Raw genomic sequence first — 17,795 nt, 5'->3', positions numbered from 1 at the left:
ACTTCATGACCCACACGACGACCGACCAGCCCGGCCGGAGGGCCGCCGGCGCCGTGGTCCCGGTGCTCGCCTTCGCGGGCATCGTGGTCGCGGTGATGCAGACCCTGCTCGTGCCGGTCATCAAGGACCTGCCGCAGCTGCTGGACACCACGCCCTCCAACGCCACCTGGGTACTGACCTCGACCCTGCTGTCCGGCGCCGTCGCCACCCCGATCATGGGCCGGCTCGGCGACCTGTACGGCAAGCGGCGGATGCTCATACTCAGCCTGGCCGTGATGGTGGTCGGCGCCCTGGTCAGCGCGGTCACCAGCCAGCTGCTCACCATGATCGCCGGCCGTACCCTGCAGGGCTTCGCGATGGGCGCGATCCCCCTGGGCATCGGCCTGATGCGCGACATGCTGCCGCGCGAGCGGCTCGGCTCGGCCATGGCACTGATGAGCTCCTCGATCGGCGTGGGTGGCGGCCTCGCCCTGCCCGCCGCGGCCCTGGTCGCGCAGCACACGAACTGGCACGCCCTGTTCTACGGCGCCGCCGGCCTCGGCGCGCTGTCCATCGTCCTGACCCTCCTCGTGGTGCCCGAGTCCCCGATGCGGGCGGAGGGCTCCTTCGACCTGCTCGGCGCGCTCGGCCTGTCCACCGGCCTGGTCCTGCTCCTGCTGCCCATCACCAAGGGCAGCGACTGGGGCTGGTCGTCGGGGACCACGCTCGGTCTGTTCGCCGCGTCGGTCGCGGTCCTCGCGCTGTGGGGCCTGTACGAGCTGCGCGTCCAGGCGCCTCTGGTCGACCTGCGCACCACCGCCCGCCCGGCCGTCCTCTTCACCAACCTCGCGTCGATCATGGTCGGGGTGGCGTTCTACGTCGTCTCGCTCGTCCTGCCCCAGCTGCTCCAGCTGCCGAAGGCGACCGGCTACGGCCTCGGCCAGTCCATGGTCGTCGCCGGTCTGTGCGTGGCCCCGCTGGGCCTGACGATGATGTTCACCGCACCGGTCTACGCCCGCCTGTCCGCCAGGTACGGCCCCAAGACCACCCTCATCATCGGCCTGCTGATCATCGCCCTCGGCTACGGCGGCGGCCTCGGCCTGATGGACGCGGCCTGGCAGACGATCGTCACGTCCGTGGTGCTCGGCGCCGGCATCGGTCTCGCCTACTCCTCGCTGCCCGCCCTGATCGTCGGCGCGGTCCCGGCCTCGGAGACCGGCGCGGCCAACGGCCTCAACACGCTGATGCGGTCCATCGGCACCTCGGTGTCCAGCGCCGTCATCGGCATGGTGCTGGCCAACACGGCGAACGACGTGGGCGGCATCGAGATCCCGACCATGCACGGCTTCCGGGTGTCCTTCCTGATCGCCACGGCCGCGGTGGCGGTGGGCCTGCTGCTGGCCCTGTTCCTGCCGAAGGCCGGCCGCCCGGCTCAGGAGCAGCACACCCGGCTGCGCGCGAGCAGCGAGGAGGACGCCGTGCTGGAGCGGGCCGAGGAGGTCCTGCGCGGCTTCCGGGGACGGGTCCTGGACGCCGGCGGTGCGCCGGTCGCCCGGGCCAAGGTGACGCTGATCGACCGGCGGGGGCGGCAGGCGGGGGCGACCGTCTCCGGCGAGGACGGCGGCTATGCGCTCGCCGTGCCGGCACAGGGGGCGTACGTGCTCGCCGCGAAGGCCTCCGGCCATGGTCCGCTCGCCTCCTCCGCCACGCATTCCGGTGAGGAGCGGGCGGTCGAACTGGACCTCTCCCTGCCCGGCGAGACGGTGAGCGCTTAAGGCCCGGAGCCCCGGAGCACCTCGGGCGCCGTCCGCACCCCCTGTCACACCCGTGGCGGGGGGTGCGGCAGCATGGGGCACCTGAACAGCCGTACGACCGGAAGGCGCCCCATGCCCGTCCCCGCCCCCCAGCCCGAGATCCTGGCCGCGTTCGAGGCGGCCAAGGGGTTCATGCCCGTGGACGAGGGGCTGGCGCTGTACGCGGCCGCGGTGGAGGCCGGCGGGCTGGGGCTGCCGTTGCTGGAGGTCGGGACCTACTGCGGACGCTCCACCGTGCTGCTCGCCGACGCGGCCCGGGCGGCCGGGGTCAGCGCGCTGACCGTCGACCACCACCGGGGCAGCGAGGAGCAGCAGCCGGGCTGGGACTACCACGACCCGGAGACGGTCGACCCGGAGATCGGGCTGATGGACACCCTGCCGGCCTTCCGCCGCACGCTGTTCCGGGCGGGGCTGGAGGAGCACGTGGTCGCCCTTGTGGGGCGCTCGCCGCAGATCGCGGCCGTCTGGGGCTCGCCGCTCGGTCTCGTGTTCGTCGACGGCGGCCATACGGACGAGCACGCCACCGCCGACTACGAGGGCTGGGCGCCGCACGTGGCCGAGGGGGGCCTCCTCGTCATCCACGACGTGTTCCCGGACCCCGAGGACGAGTTCACCGGTCAGGCGCCGTACCGCGTGTACCTGCGGGCTCTCGCGTCCGGGGCGTTCACGGAGGTCTCGGTGACCGGCTCCCTGCGTGTCCTGCGGCGAACCGGCGCCGGGACCTGACGCCCCGGTTAGAGTCACAGACGTGTCGTACGTAGGCCCGGACTTCGATCCCCCGCAGCCCCGCCGTCCCCGGCGCGGCCCCCTGACCGTGGCGCTCGCCGCACTGGTGCCCGGCGCGCTGCTCGGCTGGGTGGTGTACCAGACGGTGGGCGGCGGTGACGGGGCCTCCGCCGCCCCGGCCCCGCGCGGCTCCGCCGCCTCCCCCGCGCCCTCGACCCGCTCCGCCTCCCCCGCGGACGACGGCGAACAGCACTCGGGGGCCACGCCCGCGGCCGGTTCGCTGCAGGGCAAGGTCGTCGTCGTCGACCCCGGCCACAACCCGGGCAACTTCCAGCACACGACCGAGATCAACCAGAAGGTGGACATCGGGACCAACTGGAAGGAGTGCGACACCACCGGGACGTCCACCAACGACGGTTACACGGAGGCCCGGTTCACGCTCGACGTCGCCCACCGGCTGCGCACGCTGCTGGAGGCGCAGGGCGCCACGGTGAAGCTGACCCGTGACGGCGACAGCCCCGCCTGGGGGCCGTGTGTGGACGAGCGGGCCCGGATCGGCAACGCCGCGCACGCCGACGCGGCCATCTCGATCCACGCCGACGGCTCCGCCGAGGGCAACCGCGGCTTCCATGTGATCCTGCCGGGGTCGGTGCACGCCGGTGCCGCCGACACCCGCCCGATCGTCGACCCCTCGCACGACCTCGGTACGCGCATCGCCGGCACCTTCCTGCGCGACACCGGCGAGCCGCCGTCCAACTACCTGGGCGAAGGTACCGGTCTCGTCACACGTACGGACCTGGGCGGTCTCAATCTGTCAACGGTTCCCAAGGTGTTCATCGAGTGCGGCAACATGCGCGATAGCAAGGACGCGGCACTACTGACCAGCGGCGCATGGCGGCAGAAGGCGGCGCAAGGGATCTCTGAGGGAATCGTGAGTTTCCTGCGCGAGTCGTGACCGGCGGGCGGAACCGGCCGGACAGCCGGATCTTGCGGACGGTAGTGTCTACCGACGACGAGACGACTTACGAAGGACCTGAAGTGAATATCCGCTCCCTCACTAGAGGCGATGGCGTGGTGATCGTGGCAGCGGTGGTGCTGTTCATCGCGTCGTTCCTCACTTTCCAGAGCTACACCGTCCTGTTCGCCTCGGCCAGCGGGAACGCGTGGGACAACCTGGGCATGGGCCTGGGTGTTTACATGGGCGCGGTGATCGGTGCCGTCCTCATCGTCGTCAACCGCTCCCTGCCGCAGCAGCGCAAGGTGCTCGGGCTCGACCTCGGCCAGGTCGGCACGGCCTTCCCGGTCCTGACTGCCTGGACGCTGCTGTGGACGCTGATCGACACGCCTGACGGTGCGGACGCCGGCGCCGGTCTCATCCTCGGTCTCATCGCCGCCCTGGTTCTCGCGGGCGCGGCCATCGCCACCCCGCTCTCCCCGCCGCTGCAGGTCGCCCTGCTCCCGGCCCCCAAGCCGGTCGCCCCGCAGCCCTACGGGGCTCAGCCGCAGGGTGGTTACGGCTACCCGGGTGCCCCGGCGCAGCCGTACGGTGCCCAGCCGCAGCCGGGTCAGCCGTTCGGGCAGCAGCCGCAGGGCGCTCCGGCCGCACAACCGGCCCCGGCTGCCGCGGACTTCTCGCCGTTCTGGTTCGCCGTCCCGGTCGCCCGGCCGCTGTTCGCGGAGGACGGCTCGCCGGCCCCGATCGCCGAACTGGCGCCGGGCACCTGGTACCTGGCCGTCGAGCAGCGCGGTGCCGCGCTGGTCGCGCAGACCCAGGACGGCCGCCGTGGCGTGCTCCAGGACACCTCCGGCATCCAGCGCGGCTGAGCCCGCACCTGCCGTACCCCGGCCCCTCGCCCTTCCGGGCGGGGGGCCGTTGTCGTACAGTCGCCTCCCACCGGTGAACTGACGGAGCGTCAGGAGGCAGGCACATGCGGCTCGGTCTCGCACTCGGGTACTGGGGACGCGGTCCGGACGCCGGTCACGTGCCGCTCGCCCAGGAGGCGGAGCGGCTCGGCTACGCCTCCGTGTGGACGGCGGAGTCCTGGGGGTCGGACGTCTTCACACCGCTCACCTGGATCGCCGCGCGGACGTCGACGATCAGGCTGGGTACCGCGGTTGCCCAGATGGCCGCCCGTTCGCCGACCACCACCGCGATGCACGCGCTCACCCTGGACCACCTCTCCGGCGGGCGGATGATGCTCGGGCTCGGCCTGTCCGGGCCGCAGGTGGTGGAGGGGTGGTACGGCCGCCCGTTCCCGAAGTCGCCGCTGACCGCGACCCGGGAGTACGTGGACGTCGTACGGCAGGTGCTGCGGCGTGAGGCGCCGGTGGAGGTGGACGGGCGGTTCCATCCGCTGCCCTACCGGGGGCCGGACGGCACGGGGCTCGGCAAGCCGCTGAAGCCGATCACGCATCCGCTGCGACCCGGCCTGCCCCTCCTGCTCGGGGCCGAGGGGCCGAAGAACGTCGCGCAGACGGTCCGGATCGCCGACGGCTGGCTGCCGCTGTACTGGGCGCCGAGCCGGCCCGAGGTGTACGGGGAGGCGGTGCGCAAGGTGCCGGAGGGGTTCCGGGTGGCTCCGATGGCGCGGGTCAAGGTGTGCGACGACGTCGCCGAGGGGCTGCTGCCGGTCAAGGCGATGCTCGGGTTCTACATCGGCGGGATGGGGCACGCCGCCCGCAACTTCCACGCCGACCTCATGGCGCGCATGGGGTACGAGGAGGAGGCGCGGCGGATCCAGGAGCTGTTCCTCGCGGGGCGGCGACAGGAGGCCGTGCTGGCAGTGCCGGACGCCTTCGCCGACGAGATCTCTCTGGTAGGCCCGCGCGAACGCATCGCCGAGCGGCTCGAGTTGTGGCGGGCGGGCCCGGTGACGGACCTGCTGGCCCTGTCACCGGACCCGCACACCCTCAGGGTGCTGGCGGAGCTGAACTCCTAGCTGCCCTTGGCCAGCTGGGACGCCGAGGGCACCTGGTTCTTGACCGGTGCGCCGGCGCTCGCGCCCGCGTCCTTGACGTTGTTGATGACGTCGTCGAAGGCGGAGGCCGCGCCGGTGTCACCCTGGCGCAGCTTGGACGGCAGGTTCTTCAGGGCGGCGATGCCGGCGGTGAGCGGCGCGAGGGCCTTGGCGAGCGTCGGGTCGCCCTGTGCGTTCTTCTGGGCCGCCTTGAGCCGGTTGTAGGCGAAGGCGCCGGCCAGACCGGCCTTCACCAGAGCCGTCTTGCGGCCCTTGGCGCCCTTCTTGAACTTGCCGGCCTTCCAGGGTTTGACGATCCACTGGTAGGTGGCGCCGGCCGCGAGACCGGCGTCGAGCACGAAACGGGTCTTGGCGAACTTGCGCCGTTCCGCGGAGGTGGTCGGGGTGGGGGTCCCGGCGGCGGGGACGGCCTGGACCGCGGTGGTGTCCTTCGTACTGCTCTTCTCGCCGGCCTTCTCGCCGCTGCCGCAGGCGGTGGAGCCGGCCAGCAGGGCGCAGCACAGCGTGAGCGCCACGCACAGGCGCCGTATCGGTACGGGCACGGAAGTCCTCCGGACATGTCCTCCCCGAGCGATCTGCTTCCTCCGGCAGCCTCACCCGTGAGGGCCGGTTCCGCCACTCGGGGGACGCCGTCCGGGTTTCACCGGGCGTCGCCCGGCAATCCGAAAGGTATGTCCCCTCGATATCGCAACGGTGCGAATCAGGCCGGGACGGTCATCGCGGTCGTCGCCGACATCATGGCCCTGATCCTCGGCCTGTGGATCCTGATGTACCTGCTGGACGCGAACCGGGCCAACAGCCTGGTCCAGTTCGTCCACGACGCCGCCGCATGGCTCGCCGGCTGGTCGCACGATCTGTTCACCTTCGACAGGGCCTGGGCCCGGGTCGTGGCCGGCTACGGCCTGGCCGCGGTGGTCTACCTGTTCGTCGGCCACGCCATCGCCAACCGCATGCACCGCCACTGACGCGCCCCACGGGAGCGCGTCAGTGCCCCGCAGCGCTCAGCAGCAGTCGGGCGCCAGGCCGGTCGGCAGGTGTTCGCCGCCGAAGACCGCGCACGTGGCCTCGTGGCCGCCGAGCGCGGCGACGGCGAGGAGGAGGGAGCCGGCCGTCCAGGAGGTGAGTTCCCGGGGCCAGACCGCGTCGTCCTCGAAGACGTAGCCCGTCCAGTACAGGCCGCTCCCGGGGTCGCGCAGATGCTGGATGGACTGCAGGATCGTCAGGGCGCGGTCCGACTCCCCCACCGCCCACAGGGCCAGGGCCAGTTCACTGGACTCGCCGCCGGTGACCCAGGGGTTGGGCACCACGCAGCGCACTCCGAGACCGGGCACGACGAAGCGGTCCCAGGACTCCTCGATGCGGGACCTGGCCTCCTCGCCCGTCAGCGCGCCGCCGAGGACCGGGTAGTACCAGTCCATCGAGTAGCGGTCCTTGTCGAGGAAGCGCTCGGGGTGCCGGCGGATCGCGTGCCGGAGCCCACCGAGGGCCAACTCCCAGTCCGGCTGCGGCTCTTCGCGCTGCTCGGCGATGGCGAGCGCGCAGCGCAGCGCGTGGTGGACGGAGGAGCTGCCGGTGAGCAGGGCGTCCGCGGTGGGTGTGCCGTCGTCCTCACGGCGCCAGCCGATCTGGCCGCCGGGCTGCTGCAGTGCCAGCACCCACTCCATGGCGGCGTAGACGGTCGGCCACATGCGGTCCAGGAAGGTGTCGTCGCCGGTGGACAGGTAGTGGTGCCAGACGCCGACGGCTATGTAGGCGACGAAGTTCGACTCGCGGGCGCGGTCCGTGACGTCGTCGTGGGCGCCGTCGGCGTAGGCCGCGTACCAGGAGCCGTCCTCGTTCTGGTGCCGGGCCAGCCAGTCGTAAGCCCGCTCGGCTGCCTCGTGTTCGCCGGCCGCGTCCAGGGCCATCGCGGCCTCGGTGTGGTCCCAGGGGTCCAGGTGGTGCCCGCGGAACCACGGGATCGCACCGTCCTCCCGCTGCACGGCGAGGATGCCGCGGACGGTCGCGACGGCCTGCTCGGCGGTGAGGACCCCGGGCAGGACGAGGTGTTCTGTCCGGGGAGTGGTCACCGGTCGGCCGCCTCGGAGGTCACGGTCGCCGTCCCGGTCCCGGTCCCGGTCGCGGTCTCCGTCTCGGCGAGACGCGGCAGGTGCGGCTTGGTCGCGTAGACCACGAAGCTCTTACCGATCAGCGGGTTCAGCGCCTGCTCGGCGACCCGCGTGGCGAGCGGCTTCTTCATGATGTCCCAGACCAGCAGCTTGTGGTACGCCCGCACGGGCAGCGCCTTGTCGTTGTCGACGCCGAACGCGCACTTCAGCCACCAGTACGGCGAGTGCAGGGCGTGCGCGTGATGGCTGCCGTACGGCCTCAGGCCGGCTTCGCGGATCTTCGCGACCAGCTCGTCGGCCTTGTAGATGCGGATGTGGCCGCCCTCGACCTCGTGGTAGGCGTCGGACAGCGCCCAGCAGACCTTCTCGGGGCCGTAGCGCGGCACGGTGACGGCGATGCGTCCGCCCGGCCTGAGCACGCGGACCATCTCGGCGAGCACGCCCTTGTCGTCCGGGATGTGCTCCATCACCTCGGAGATGATGACGACGTCGAAGGACTCGTCCGGGAAGGGCAGGGCCAGCGCGTCGCCCTCCATGGCCGTGGCGGTGGCGCCCTCGGGTGCCTCCCCGGCCTCCTTCATCGCCGCGAACCACTTGGCGACCTCGCGGATCTCCTCGGCGTTCTGGTCGAGGGCCACGACCTGGGCGCCGCGCCGGTAGCACTCGAAGGCGTGCCGGCCGGCCCCGCAGCCGAGGTCCAGGACTCGGTCGCCCGGGGCGAGCGGGAACCGGGAGAAGTCGACGGTCAGCACGTGGCCCTGCTTTCGGAAGAGACGCCTGCAACACTTGCCGGGACCGCGGAGCGGCCGGGAACCTGGGCCGCGGGGCGGCGGGGACCCGCGGAGCGGGCGATGGCCTCGCGGTAGTGGGTCACGGTGCCTTCGGCGGCGCGGGCCCAGGTGAACTTCCGCAGCACCCGCTCCCGGCCGGCCCGGCCGAGCCGCGCCCGCAGCTCGGGGTCGCCGAGCAGCCGGCCGAGCCCGGCGGACAGCGCGCCCGCGTCGCCCGGCGGTACGGCCAGGCAGGTCTCGCCGTCGCGTCCGGCGACCTCGGGGATCGCGCCGCCGGTCGTGGCGACCAGCGGGGTGCCGGTGGCCATGGCCTCGGCGGCGGGCAGCGAGAAGCCCTCGTACAGCGAGGGCACGCAGGCGACCTCGGCCGAACGGATCAGGTCGACCAGCTCGGCGTCGGAGATGCCCTTGACGAACTCGACGGCGTCTTCGAGGCCGTAGCGCTCGACCGCCTGGGCGACCGGGCCCTCGGCCGGGCGCTTGCCGACGACGACGAGATGGGCGGCCGGGTGCTCGGTGCGCACCTTGGCCAGCGCCTCCACCAGGAACACCAGCCCCTTGAGCGGCACATCGGCGCTGGAGGTGGTGACGATCCGGCCCGGCACCTCGGGCACGGCCGGATTCGGCGCGAACAGATCGGTGTCGGCGCCGATGTGGACCACGTGGACGCGGTCGTCGCGGACGCCGAGGTGGTCCACGATCTCCTGCCGGGAGCTGCCGGAGACGGTGAGGACCGAGGGCAGCCGGCGCGAGACGCGCTTCTGCATCCGGGTGAACGCGTACCAGCGGCGCACCGAGTAGCGGCGCTGCCAGCCCTCGGCCGCGTCCAGCTCCAGCTGCCGGTCGACGGTGATGGGGTGGTGGATGGTGGTGACGAGGGGGGCGCCGATGTCGCCGAGCAGGCCGTACCCCAGCGTCTGGTTGTCGTGGACGACGTCGAACGCGCCGCGCCGGGCCCGCAGATGGCGGCGGGCGCGCAGCGAGAAGGTCAGCGGCTCGGGAAAACCGCCGGTCCACATCGTCGCGACTTCGAGGGCGTCGATCCAGTCCCGGTACTCGTCCCGCCCGGGGGTGCGGAAGGGGTCGGGCTGGCGGTAGAGGTCGAGGCTGGGCAGCTCGGTGAGGGTGAGGCCGGGGTATCCCTCGTCGAGGACGGGGTACGGCTGCGAGCCGATGACCTCGACGCGGTGGCCGAGGCGGGCCAGCTCGCGCGAGAGATGGCGGACGTAGACGCCCTGGCCGCCGCAGAACGGGTTCCCTTTATAGGTGAGGAGCGCGATGTCGAGCGGTCGCTCGCCGTCGGCCGCGGGGTCCTCCTGGGCACCCGCGTCCCGGGCCTCAGCGGTCACTCCGTGCCCCCTTCTGCCTGCACTGTCCCGCGAGACTACGACGGGACGGTAATCTAGAACAAGTTTCAGACTTGATCGTTCAAGAGGCTCTGAATCTACCGGCAGGTAGGGGCGCTGTGAGCAGTGGATCAGGTGATTCGCGCCACGGCGAGTCGTCCTGCCATGCTGTCTGATCACGTGCCCCACAGACGCCTTCACCGACTGTCACGGAACGGGACCCATGCCTGCGGAATCCAAGGTGGAAGCCAGTTCGGTCCGGCCTTCGCCGTCTCCGTCGTCTCCGCTCACCGAGCGCCAGGAGGCCCGCCGCCGCAGGATCCTGCACGCGAGCGCCCAGCTGGCCAGCCGGGGCGGTTTCGACGCCGTACAGATGCGCGAGGTGGCGGAGTCCTCCCAGGTCGCCCTGGGCACCCTCTACCGCTACTTCCCCTCCAAGGTGCATCTGCTGGTCGCGACCATGCAGGACCAGCTGGAGCACATGCACGGCACACTGCGCAAGAAGCCCCCGGCCGGCGACACGGCCGCCGAGCGGGTCGCCGAGACCCTGATGCGCGCCTTCCGCGCCCTCCAGCGCGAGCCGCACCTGGCCGACGCGATGGTCCGCGCGCTGACCTTCGCCGACCGCAGTGTCTCGCCCGAGGTCGACCAGGTCTCCCGGCAGACCACCCTGATCATCCTGGACGCGATGGGCCTGGAGGACCCCACGCCCGAGCAGCTCTCGGCGGTCCGGGTCATCGAGCACACCTGGCACTCGGCCCTGATCACCTGGCTCTCGGGCCGCGCCTCCATCGCCCAGGTGAAGATCGACATCGAGACGGTCTGCCGCCTGATCGACCTGACGGAGCCGGACGGATCGTAGGGGCGGCGGGACGGCGTCAGGCGGCCGTAGGCCTCTCGGCGGAGTCGGGCAGACCGCAGTGAGTGCGGACGCGCCGGGCACGTCCGTAGGGCCTCTCGACGGCGCCGGGCGCGGGTGGGTCAGGACGGCACCGGTGTCCGGCCGGCCACGAAGGACTGGGCGTCCCGGGCGGACGCGGCCGTACGGCCGACCACAAGAGCACGGCCTCCGGCCGCGTCCTCCCCGCCCGCGGGACGGTCAGTCCTCCGGCGGGAACACCGCCTCCCCGTTCTCCGGCAGGGTGATCAGGATCGCCTCCACCGGGCAGCTCTCGGCCGCCGCGAGGATGGGTTCGGCGGCGTCGGGGTCCGGGTCCACCGGATGGGACTGGCGGCCCGGGTCGAGGCGGAAGGCGCGCGGGGCGTGGTGGAGGCACTGGGCCGAGCCGATGCACACCGATCGGTCGACCTCGACGTGCCAGCGGTCGCCCATGCTCACGCCCCCGCCGGCAGGTGGATCATCTTGTGTTCGAGGTACTCGCCGAAGCCCTCGGGGCCGAACTCCCGGCCGAGTCCGGAGTTCTTGTAGCCGCCGAACGGGCCCAGCATGTCCAGGCTGAAGGTGTTGACGGAGTAGGTGCCGGTGCGGACCTGCCGGGCGATCTCGATGCCGTGCTCCACGTCCGCGGTCCACACGCTGCCGGAGAGGCCGTAGTCGGAGTCGTTGGCGATCTTCACGGCCTCGGCCTCGTCGCCGTACGGGAGCAGGCAGATGACCGGGCCGAAGATCTCCTCGCGGGCGATGCGCATGGCGTTGGTGACGTCGCCGAAGAGGGTCGGTTCGACGTACCAGCCCTGCTCCAGACCCGGCGGCCGGCCGCCACCGGTGAGGATCTTGGCGCCCTCCTCCTGGCCGATGCGGATGTAGTCGAGGTTGCGCTGCTGCTGGCGCCGGGCGACCAGCGGGCCGACCTGGGTCGCCGGGTCCAGCGGGTCGCCGACCCGCAGCGCGCTCGCGGCCTGGACGAAGGCGTCGGCGAACTCGTCGTAGCGGGCGCGCGGGACCAGGATGCGGGTCTGGGCCACGCAGGCCTGCCCGTTGTTCATCCAGGCCGCCGGGACGATGCCCGACACCGCCGTCCCCGCGTCCGCGTCCGGCAGGACGACGGCCGCCGACTTCCCGCCCAGCTCCAGCGTGACCCGGGTGAGGTTGCGGGCGGCGACCTCCATCACCCGCTTGCCGGCCGCGACCGAGCCGGTGAAGGAGACCTTGTCGACGCCGGGGTGGCCGACCAAGTACTCGCTGACCTCGCGGCCGGCGGGCAGGATGGAGAGCACGCCCTCGGGCAGACCGGCCTCGCGGGCGATCTCACCGAGCAGATAGGCGTCCAGCGGGGACTCGGGGGACGGCTTGAGTACGACCGTGCAGCCGGCCAGCAGCGCGGGGGCGAGCTTGGCGGCGGCGACGAACTGCGGAACGTTCCAGGGGACCACGGCGGCGACGACACCGACCGGTTCCCGGCGGACGAGGATCGGACCGAGGACGCCGTCCCTGCGCTCCTCGTAGGTGTGGTCCCGCGCGACCCTGATCGCCGCGTCCCACACCATCATCGCGCCGAGCGCCTGGGCGAGGACGCTCCAGGAGTACGGGGAGCCGTTCTGCGAGGAGATCACCCGGGCGATCTCCTCGTGCCGGGTGGCGATCCCGTCCTTGATCCGGGTGACGACCTCGATGCGCTCCTCAAGGGTCGTCCGCGGCCACGGCCCCTCGTCGAAGGCGCGGCGCGCCACGGCCACGGCCCGGTCCACGTCCCCACGGGAGGCGTGCGGCACCCGGCCGATGACCCGCTCGGTGTGCGGCGAGATCACCTCGATGACGTCCTTGCCCAGGGGATCGGTCAACTCCCCGCCGACGAACAGCTGTCCGTGTTCCACGAGCTCGGCCATGACCTACCGCCTCCCACCACAGAGCAACTTTCTGACGCAGCCTCAGAACTGATACCAGTTCTAGTTAAAGTAGTCCACGGGCAGGACGAGAATGCCCCTGACCAGCGGTTTCCCGGTGATCAGAGGCGGATGCAGAAGGTGTGGGCCGTCAGGGGGACAGAGCTTTATGCGAGTCTGTCAAGACAAAAGCTAGAGTCCCATTGCAGACATCGGCACAACGTTGGTGACGTCCACGGCCCGGCGAATGGCCTCGGCGAGCCTGACGGCATCGCCGACAGCCCAGTAGTGGACGAAGAACAGGTGAGGTTCGTCGTTGAGGTGGTGGTGATGCACCTCGACGAGTTGGACCCCGCCGCGCCGCAAGGCCACGAGGACAGGCTGAACCTCGTCGGCGATCATGACCAGATCACCGCTGACCGCGGCCGTTCCGCCACCGAGCGGCTGAAAGTTGACGGAGGTGGTGGCACCCAGTCCCGGAGGCAAGGCCAAATTGCCGTCGGCAATGGTCTCACGGCGGACATAGGTGCACGCGTAGATCTCGTCGTTGGCAGCCCCCTTGACGCCCATGGCGGCATCGATCGAGGCAGTGTCCAGGTCGCCAGACAGCGAGAGATTGATGGGTTCGGCAGGCGGGGTGCTGGTGCAGTCCAATGCCGCGCGCAGACCGCGAGCAACGGCGACCGGATCGTGGCCGTGAGCATGCAGGTGCACCCACCAGATATCCGGACTCTGGGCCAGCAGGTGCTTATGGATGGCCGTCAGCATGATCCCCCGACCCTGCAGGACGTCACAGAAATGCTGTAGTTCACGCTCGGTGACGACAGTGTCCCCTATCATGAGCGCGCTGTGGTCTGCGTACCGGACGAAGGACACGTGCGTGCCCAGGGCGAGTGCAGGCTTGATCAGGATGCCTTGGGAAAAGACAGTGAGGTCGCGGCGCGGAAAGGCCGTGTGGTACATGAACCGCCTCATGTCACCGGGGCGACCAAGAGCCTTACCCACGTCCGCCCAGTCTGCCAGCTTGGTCATCACCGGTTCGACCAGATCGCGGCCTTTCGGCCCGAAGGACAGGGCGTGGGCCCTGGCTGGCACGCTGGTAAACGCCGGCGCAAGGGCTACCGCGGCCAGCACACCGCGCCGGGACGCGGTAAGTCGGGGGCTGGTGTCCTGCTGTCGCTCATCATTCATGCGCTACGCCTCCTCACGCGATGGAAGCACGGAAGAGCGCGTCGACCGCTGATCGGCACAGCCGCATCCCACCAGTTGGGCTACCGGGCGAACACCCCACCTCGCTCGTAAGCAGGGACCGTGGGCGGCCGGTCTGTGCTGGACAGCAGGGAAGTAACAGCAACCACACCGACCACGGCCGATCGACGCAAACCGCTGGCGACCTCGTGACCAGCGTGCTTGGCCTCAGCGACCGTCGCGCCTGTAGTTCGCATCGAGAAGGTAGGTCGTGATCGCGAAATGAGGCGTGGCCGTACGGGTCCGTGGAATCGATCCACTGCCGAGCGAACCCGTCGTGCCGGCTCACAGCATGATGTGCGTCCCCGAGTGGGGTGAGCCATAGATCACCCCACGGCAGGCAAGGCCGGCCCGTACCCCTCGCGTGTCCGATCGGGCAGCAAGCGGCGCAGCGCTCTCAGCGCTTGAAGGAGCCCTTGGTCTGTTCCTTCGTGCCCCGCATCTTGCCTCGTGCTTCGAGAGCGGCGCCTTTCGCCGCGAGGGTTTCCTTGTGCATGGCGTGGGCCGCCGTCCGCACGGCCTTTCCGACGATCTGTTCGGCCTTTGCCTTGGCCCGTTCTCCGGCGCTCATCTCGGTACCTCCGTGGGTCTCACTGGCCGTGTGCCCCTTGAGGCAATGGGTGAAGCCACCCTTGTGGGCCGCGTTGTAAGGGGCGGCCGAGGTCCCCACGGGCCCGACGCGGAGTGGTTCCAGATCCGCTCTCACCCGGATGATCGCCTCGATGCCTTCATGGCGGCGGCACGTATCGCCGTGGACCGTCTGCTTCGAGCGAGAAGACGCAAGCTGCTGTTGGGCGAGGAAGCGAGGACGCCCTTAGGTTTCCTGGCGGTGGCGCGAACCCGCGTGGTGGACGAGGTGCCAGGGGCAGGGACGTCTGGCGCCACCTCGGCGAGGCCTGTTGCGCCGGAAGCGCCCTCTCCCCCTGCAGCGCAGTCCATCGAGACCGAGAACGGCCGGGCCGCCCCATCACTTTAGTCGACTTGAGCATCCACTGAAACCAGTTCTAGTTATAGTGGGCAATGGCCGCGGGCCGGCGGGTGGAGGGGTGGAGGGGCGATGGTGGAGGCGTTCGATCACGGCGGTGGTGTGCGGTCCGTGGCGGTTCCCATCCCGGACAACCCCCTCGGCCACACGCTCGTGTACGTCGTGGACACCGACCGCGGCCCGGTGCTGGTCGACACCGGGTGGGACGACCCGGACTCCTGGGACACGCTGGCCGCAGGCCTGCGCTCCTGCGGCACCTCGGCCGATGAGGTCCACGGGGTGGTGATCACCCATCACCACCCCGACCACCACGGCCTGTCGGACCGGGTGCGCGAGGCCTCGGGCGCGTGGGTGGCGATGCACGCCGCCGACACCGCGGTCGTACGGCGCACCCGGGAGGCCCGGCCCGAGCGCTGGTTCACCTACATGAGCGCCAAACTCGCCGCGGCCGGCGCCCCGGCGGAGCACCTGGCTCCGCTGCGCACCCCCCGTACCCTGCCCGGCCTCTCCCCCGCCCTGCCGGACCGGGAGATCGTCCCCGGTGACCTCCTCGACCTGCCCGGCCGCCGGCTGCGCGCGATCTGGACCCCGGGCCACACTCCCGGCCACGTCTGTCTGCACCTGGAGGAGGAGCACCCCGCCCGGCTCCCGGGCAACGGCCGCCTGTTCAGCGGAGACCACCTGCTCCCGCGGATCACCCCGCACATCGGTCTGTACGAGGATCCCGACGACGCGACCGTGACCGACCCGCTCGGCGACTACCTCGACTCCCTGGAGCGGATCGGCCGGCTCGCCCCCGCCGAGGTGCTCCCCGCGCACCAGCACGCCTTCACCGACGCCCCCGGCCGGGTACGGGAGCTGCTCGGCCACCACGAGGAGCGCCTGGCCGGCCTGCTCGCCCTGCTCGCCGAGCCGCTCACGCCCTGGCAGCTCGCCGAGCGCATGGAGTGGAACCGCCCCTGGGCCGAGATCCCGTACGGCTCCCGGAACATCGCGGTCTCGGAGGCCGAGTCCCATCTGCGCCGCCTGGTCGAGCAGGGCCGTGCGGAACCGGTGGCGGGGAGCGAGCCGGTGGCCTACCTCGCGGTGTGAGCGGTGGAAGGGGTGTGAGTGGTGGAAGCGGTGTACGGGGTGTGATCCCGTCGCGTCCGAGAGGGCCTGACTGTTGGACAGGCCTAGGGACCCCTTGCGCAGCTGGGAGTGGCCCCGCCGGGGGACGGGCGCCGGATCGAGGGCCTTCCGCCGGGTCGACGGCAGCCGGCTGATCGCCCCCGCACGCTGCACCTGCCCTTCGGCGGTGGCACCCCGGGGGTCAGTCCAGCCCGCGCTCCGCGGAGATGATCATCTCGGCGAGGTCGGCCAGCGTGGCGAGCTGGCGGGCGTTCATCTCCGGTGCGCGGGCGGCGAGTCGTACGAGGCCGCTCTCGCGCAGCCGCAGCAGCGGGTCCGCCTTGGCCTCCAGGGCCTGCAGCACCGGCCGCAACGCCTCGTGCAGCGCTTCCGGTTCGTCGGCGGTGAAGAACCCGGCGGGCAGGCCGAAGAAGCGGCGCAGCCGGTCGGTGTGCTGCAGGCCCGGCATGCCGCTCTTGCGCCACTCGCTCAGCCACTGCCGGCTGGTTCCGGCGATCCTCGCCAGCTCGTCCAGCGAGTACCGCTTGCCGTCGGGCCGGCGCCGGGTCTCGCGGATGAAGTCCAGCCGCTGGCGCACCCGTTCGGCCAGACAGGTCTCCGTGGCCCGGCCGCCGGCGAGCAGTTCGACGACGACGCCCACGGGGATGCCCGTGCGATGGGACAGGTCGGCCACGTCGAGGACTTCCGGCAGCCGGCCGGACCGGCCGGTCAACTCGCCGAGCTGGTCCAGGACAGCGGCCAGCGAGGCGTAGGCGTCACTCACCGAGGTCCCCCCTGGGCGTGTCGTCCGTTCGGCGGCTGGGCTGACGGCGAGGCTACCCGGTCGCTCGTTCGCCTACCAGACGTGACAATACTTCCTGCCCAATGTGGCAGCAATCGTTGACAGTTGAGGGCGGACCGGGTGAGGATCACGACACAGAGAGCAAGATTCACCCCGCCTGGGTGCTGTCCAGACCCGCCCCGGGTGCCGTCTATGGGGGAGCGGCATCCGGGGTGATCTCTGTCCCGCCTCTCCCGCGAAGGGTGACGCGCGATGCCGCAGCCCGTCCTTCTGCTCGGGGCCGGCCGGGCCGCGCACGGCGGCTACCCCCTGGCACGGATCGCCGCCGTACGCCCGGTGGTGCTGGTCGGCGCGTCGGCGCCCGGCTGGGCGCGGCCGTTCCTGTCCGGCCTTCTCGCCGCTGACCCCGCGCGGGAGGCGGAGACGGCCGAGACGGTGGCGCGGTACGCCGCCCGTCATCCGGTCGCCGGCGTCCTGACCTGGAGCAGGGCGCACCTGGCCGTGGCGGCGCGGGTCGCCGGGCGGCTGGGGCTGCCGGGTCTGCCGTACGAGACGGCCGCCGCCTGCGCCGATCCACCGGCGTTACGGGCGCTGCTGGTCCGGCACCGGGTGCTGCCGGCGGGGCCGGAGGACACGGAGGGGCCGCTGGTGTCGGCCGAGACGGTCGTCCTGGACGACGAGGTCCGCATCACCGCACTGACCCGTACGACCCCGCTGCGCCACTCGGTCCACGCTCATGACGGGCTGCTGCACAACCGGTTCCTCCGGCAGACCGTGGAACGCACGGTACGGGCGCTCGGGCTCACGCACACCGTCGCGCACGTGGGTGTGCGGCTGACCCGGCGGGGGCCGCGGGTCACCGGCGTCGCGCCGCATCTGCCGGGTGACCTGATTCCCTGGCTCGTGGAACGGGCGACGGGGGTGGATCTGGTGGGGGCGGCCCTGGCACTCGCGTGCGGGACGGTGCCGGACGTGACGCCCACCCGGCAGCGGGCGGCGGCGATCCGCTTCGCGGAGCCGGCGGGGTCGGGGCGGCGCGGGTACTGGGCGGTCGAGGGTGACGACGCGCATCAGTGCGAGCGGGCGCTTGAGGGGGTGGCCGGGGCCGCCGCCTAGTGCTGTGG

Annotated in this window: 18 protein-coding genes; 9 read left to right on the top strand and 9 right to left on the bottom strand. The window is 71.7% G+C overall.

Going from position 1 to position 17,795, the window contains the following annotated elements:
- The first annotated feature begins 5 nt into the window (after positions 1-5).
- The 5 genes from IO33_RS0131040 (at position 6) to IO33_RS0131015 (ending at position 5,458) form a co-directional block, all read left to right on the top strand.
- Positions 6-1,754 (top strand): MFS transporter, encoded by a 1,749-nt coding sequence (locus IO33_RS0131040; protein ID WP_031171090.1) that lies wholly within the window; start codon positions 6-8, stop codon positions 1,752-1,754.
- A 111-nt stretch (positions 1,755-1,865) separates the two neighbouring features.
- Complete coding sequence (locus IO33_RS0131035; protein WP_031171089.1) at positions 1,866-2,519, top strand: class I SAM-dependent methyltransferase; 654 nt, start codon at positions 1,866-1,868, stop codon at positions 2,517-2,519.
- 22 nt (positions 2,520-2,541) lie between these two features.
- Positions 2,542-3,474, top strand: coding sequence for an N-acetylmuramoyl-L-alanine amidase (locus IO33_RS0131030; protein WP_031171087.1), 933 nt, complete (start codon positions 2,542-2,544; stop codon positions 3,472-3,474).
- A gap of 116 nt (positions 3,475-3,590) precedes the next feature.
- On the top strand, positions 3,591-4,343 hold the full coding sequence (locus IO33_RS0131020; RefSeq protein ID WP_031171085.1) for a membrane protein: 753 nt from the start codon (positions 3,591-3,593) through the stop codon (positions 4,341-4,343).
- 104 nt (positions 4,344-4,447) lie between these two features.
- On the top strand, positions 4,448-5,458 hold the full coding sequence (locus IO33_RS0131015) for an LLM class F420-dependent oxidoreductase (RefSeq protein WP_031171083.1): 1,011 nt from the start codon (positions 4,448-4,450) through the stop codon (positions 5,456-5,458).
- On the opposite strand, the gene IO33_RS0131010 is transcribed toward IO33_RS0131015, so the two are convergent.
- A complete protein-coding gene (locus IO33_RS0131010) occupies positions 5,455-6,039 on the bottom strand; it encodes a hypothetical protein (RefSeq protein ID WP_031171081.1) in 585 nt (194 codons plus the stop codon). The two genes, IO33_RS0131015 and IO33_RS0131010, sit on opposite strands and share 4 nt — an antisense overlap.
- A gap of 129 nt (positions 6,040-6,168) precedes the next feature.
- On the opposite strand from IO33_RS0131010, the gene IO33_RS0131005 reads away from it, so the two are divergent.
- Positions 6,169-6,462, top strand: a complete 294-nt coding sequence (locus IO33_RS0131005) for a hypothetical protein (RefSeq protein ID WP_031171080.1) — start codon at positions 6,169-6,171, stop codon at positions 6,460-6,462.
- Positions 6,463-6,498: 36 nt separating this feature from the next.
- Here IO33_RS0131005 and IO33_RS0131000 read toward each other — a convergent pair whose 3' ends face one another.
- Genes IO33_RS0131000 through IO33_RS0130990 form a run of 3 tightly spaced genes read right to left on the bottom strand, consistent with a single transcriptional unit; the run spans position 6,499 to position 9,745 of the window.
- Positions 6,499-7,566: a prenyltransferase/squalene oxidase repeat-containing protein gene (locus IO33_RS0131000; protein WP_031171079.1), complete on the bottom strand. Its 1,068-nt coding sequence runs from the start codon at positions 7,564-7,566 to the stop codon at positions 6,499-6,501.
- The gene (locus IO33_RS0130995; RefSeq protein WP_051927078.1) at positions 7,563-8,357 is read right to left on the bottom strand and encodes a class I SAM-dependent methyltransferase; all 795 of its coding nucleotides are present in this window, start codon (positions 8,355-8,357) and stop codon (positions 7,563-7,565) included. The genes IO33_RS0131000 and IO33_RS0130995 overlap by 4 nt, the downstream gene beginning before the upstream one ends.
- Positions 8,351-9,745 (bottom strand): glycosyltransferase family 4 protein, encoded by a 1,395-nt coding sequence (locus tag IO33_RS0130990; RefSeq protein WP_031171075.1) that lies wholly within the window; start codon positions 9,743-9,745, stop codon positions 8,351-8,353. The genes IO33_RS0130995 and IO33_RS0130990 overlap by 7 nt, the downstream gene beginning before the upstream one ends.
- 220 nt (positions 9,746-9,965) lie before the next feature.
- On the opposite strand from IO33_RS0130990, the gene IO33_RS0130985 reads away from it, so the two are divergent.
- On the top strand, positions 9,966-10,604 hold the full coding sequence (locus IO33_RS0130985) for a TetR family transcriptional regulator (RefSeq protein ID WP_031171073.1): 639 nt from the start codon (positions 9,966-9,968) through the stop codon (positions 10,602-10,604).
- A 237-nt stretch (positions 10,605-10,841) separates the two neighbouring features.
- Here the strand turns inward: IO33_RS0130985 and IO33_RS0130980 are convergent, their stop codons facing one another.
- From IO33_RS0130980 to IO33_RS51350, 4 genes are all read right to left on the bottom strand, one after another.
- On the bottom strand, positions 10,842-11,075 hold the full coding sequence (locus IO33_RS0130980; protein ID WP_031171071.1) for a ferredoxin: 234 nt from the start codon (positions 11,073-11,075) through the stop codon (positions 10,842-10,844).
- A gap of 2 nt (positions 11,076-11,077) precedes the next feature.
- Entirely contained in the window at positions 11,078-12,529 is a 1,452-nt protein-coding gene (locus IO33_RS0130975) for an aldehyde dehydrogenase (protein ID WP_031171069.1), read from the bottom strand.
- 189 nt (positions 12,530-12,718) lie between these two features.
- Positions 12,719-13,717 (bottom strand): DUF1259 domain-containing protein, encoded by a 999-nt coding sequence (locus IO33_RS0130970; RefSeq protein ID WP_031171068.1) that lies wholly within the window; start codon positions 13,715-13,717, stop codon positions 12,719-12,721.
- A 454-nt stretch (positions 13,718-14,171) separates the two neighbouring features.
- Positions 14,172-14,345 (bottom strand): hypothetical protein, encoded by a 174-nt coding sequence (locus IO33_RS51350; protein ID WP_167349483.1) that lies wholly within the window; start codon positions 14,343-14,345, stop codon positions 14,172-14,174.
- A gap of 486 nt (positions 14,346-14,831) precedes the next feature.
- Between IO33_RS51350 and IO33_RS0130960 the strand changes: the two genes are divergently transcribed.
- The gene (locus IO33_RS0130960) at positions 14,832-15,851 is read left to right on the top strand and encodes a Strvi_7410 family MBL fold metallo-hydrolase (protein WP_031171064.1); all 1,020 of its coding nucleotides are present in this window, start codon (positions 14,832-14,834) and stop codon (positions 15,849-15,851) included.
- Between the two features lie 220 nt (positions 15,852-16,071).
- On the opposite strand, the gene IO33_RS0130955 is transcribed toward IO33_RS0130960, so the two are convergent.
- Entirely contained in the window at positions 16,072-16,653 is a 582-nt protein-coding gene (locus IO33_RS0130955) for a helix-turn-helix transcriptional regulator (RefSeq protein WP_031171060.1), read from the bottom strand.
- A 270-nt stretch (positions 16,654-16,923) separates the two neighbouring features.
- On the opposite strand from IO33_RS0130955, the gene IO33_RS0130950 reads away from it, so the two are divergent.
- On the top strand, positions 16,924-17,787 hold the full coding sequence (locus IO33_RS0130950) for an ATP-grasp domain-containing protein (RefSeq protein ID WP_031171058.1): 864 nt from the start codon (positions 16,924-16,926) through the stop codon (positions 17,785-17,787).
- Positions 17,788-17,795: the final 8 nt, after the last annotated feature.

This window comes from Streptomyces durhamensis, assembly GCF_000725475.1.
Classification (GTDB): Bacteria; Actinomycetota; Actinomycetes; order Streptomycetales; family Streptomycetaceae; genus Streptomyces; species Streptomyces filipinensis.
Note: the sequence above shows the minus strand (reverse complement) of the source record. Positions and strands in the feature narration are given on the sequence as shown.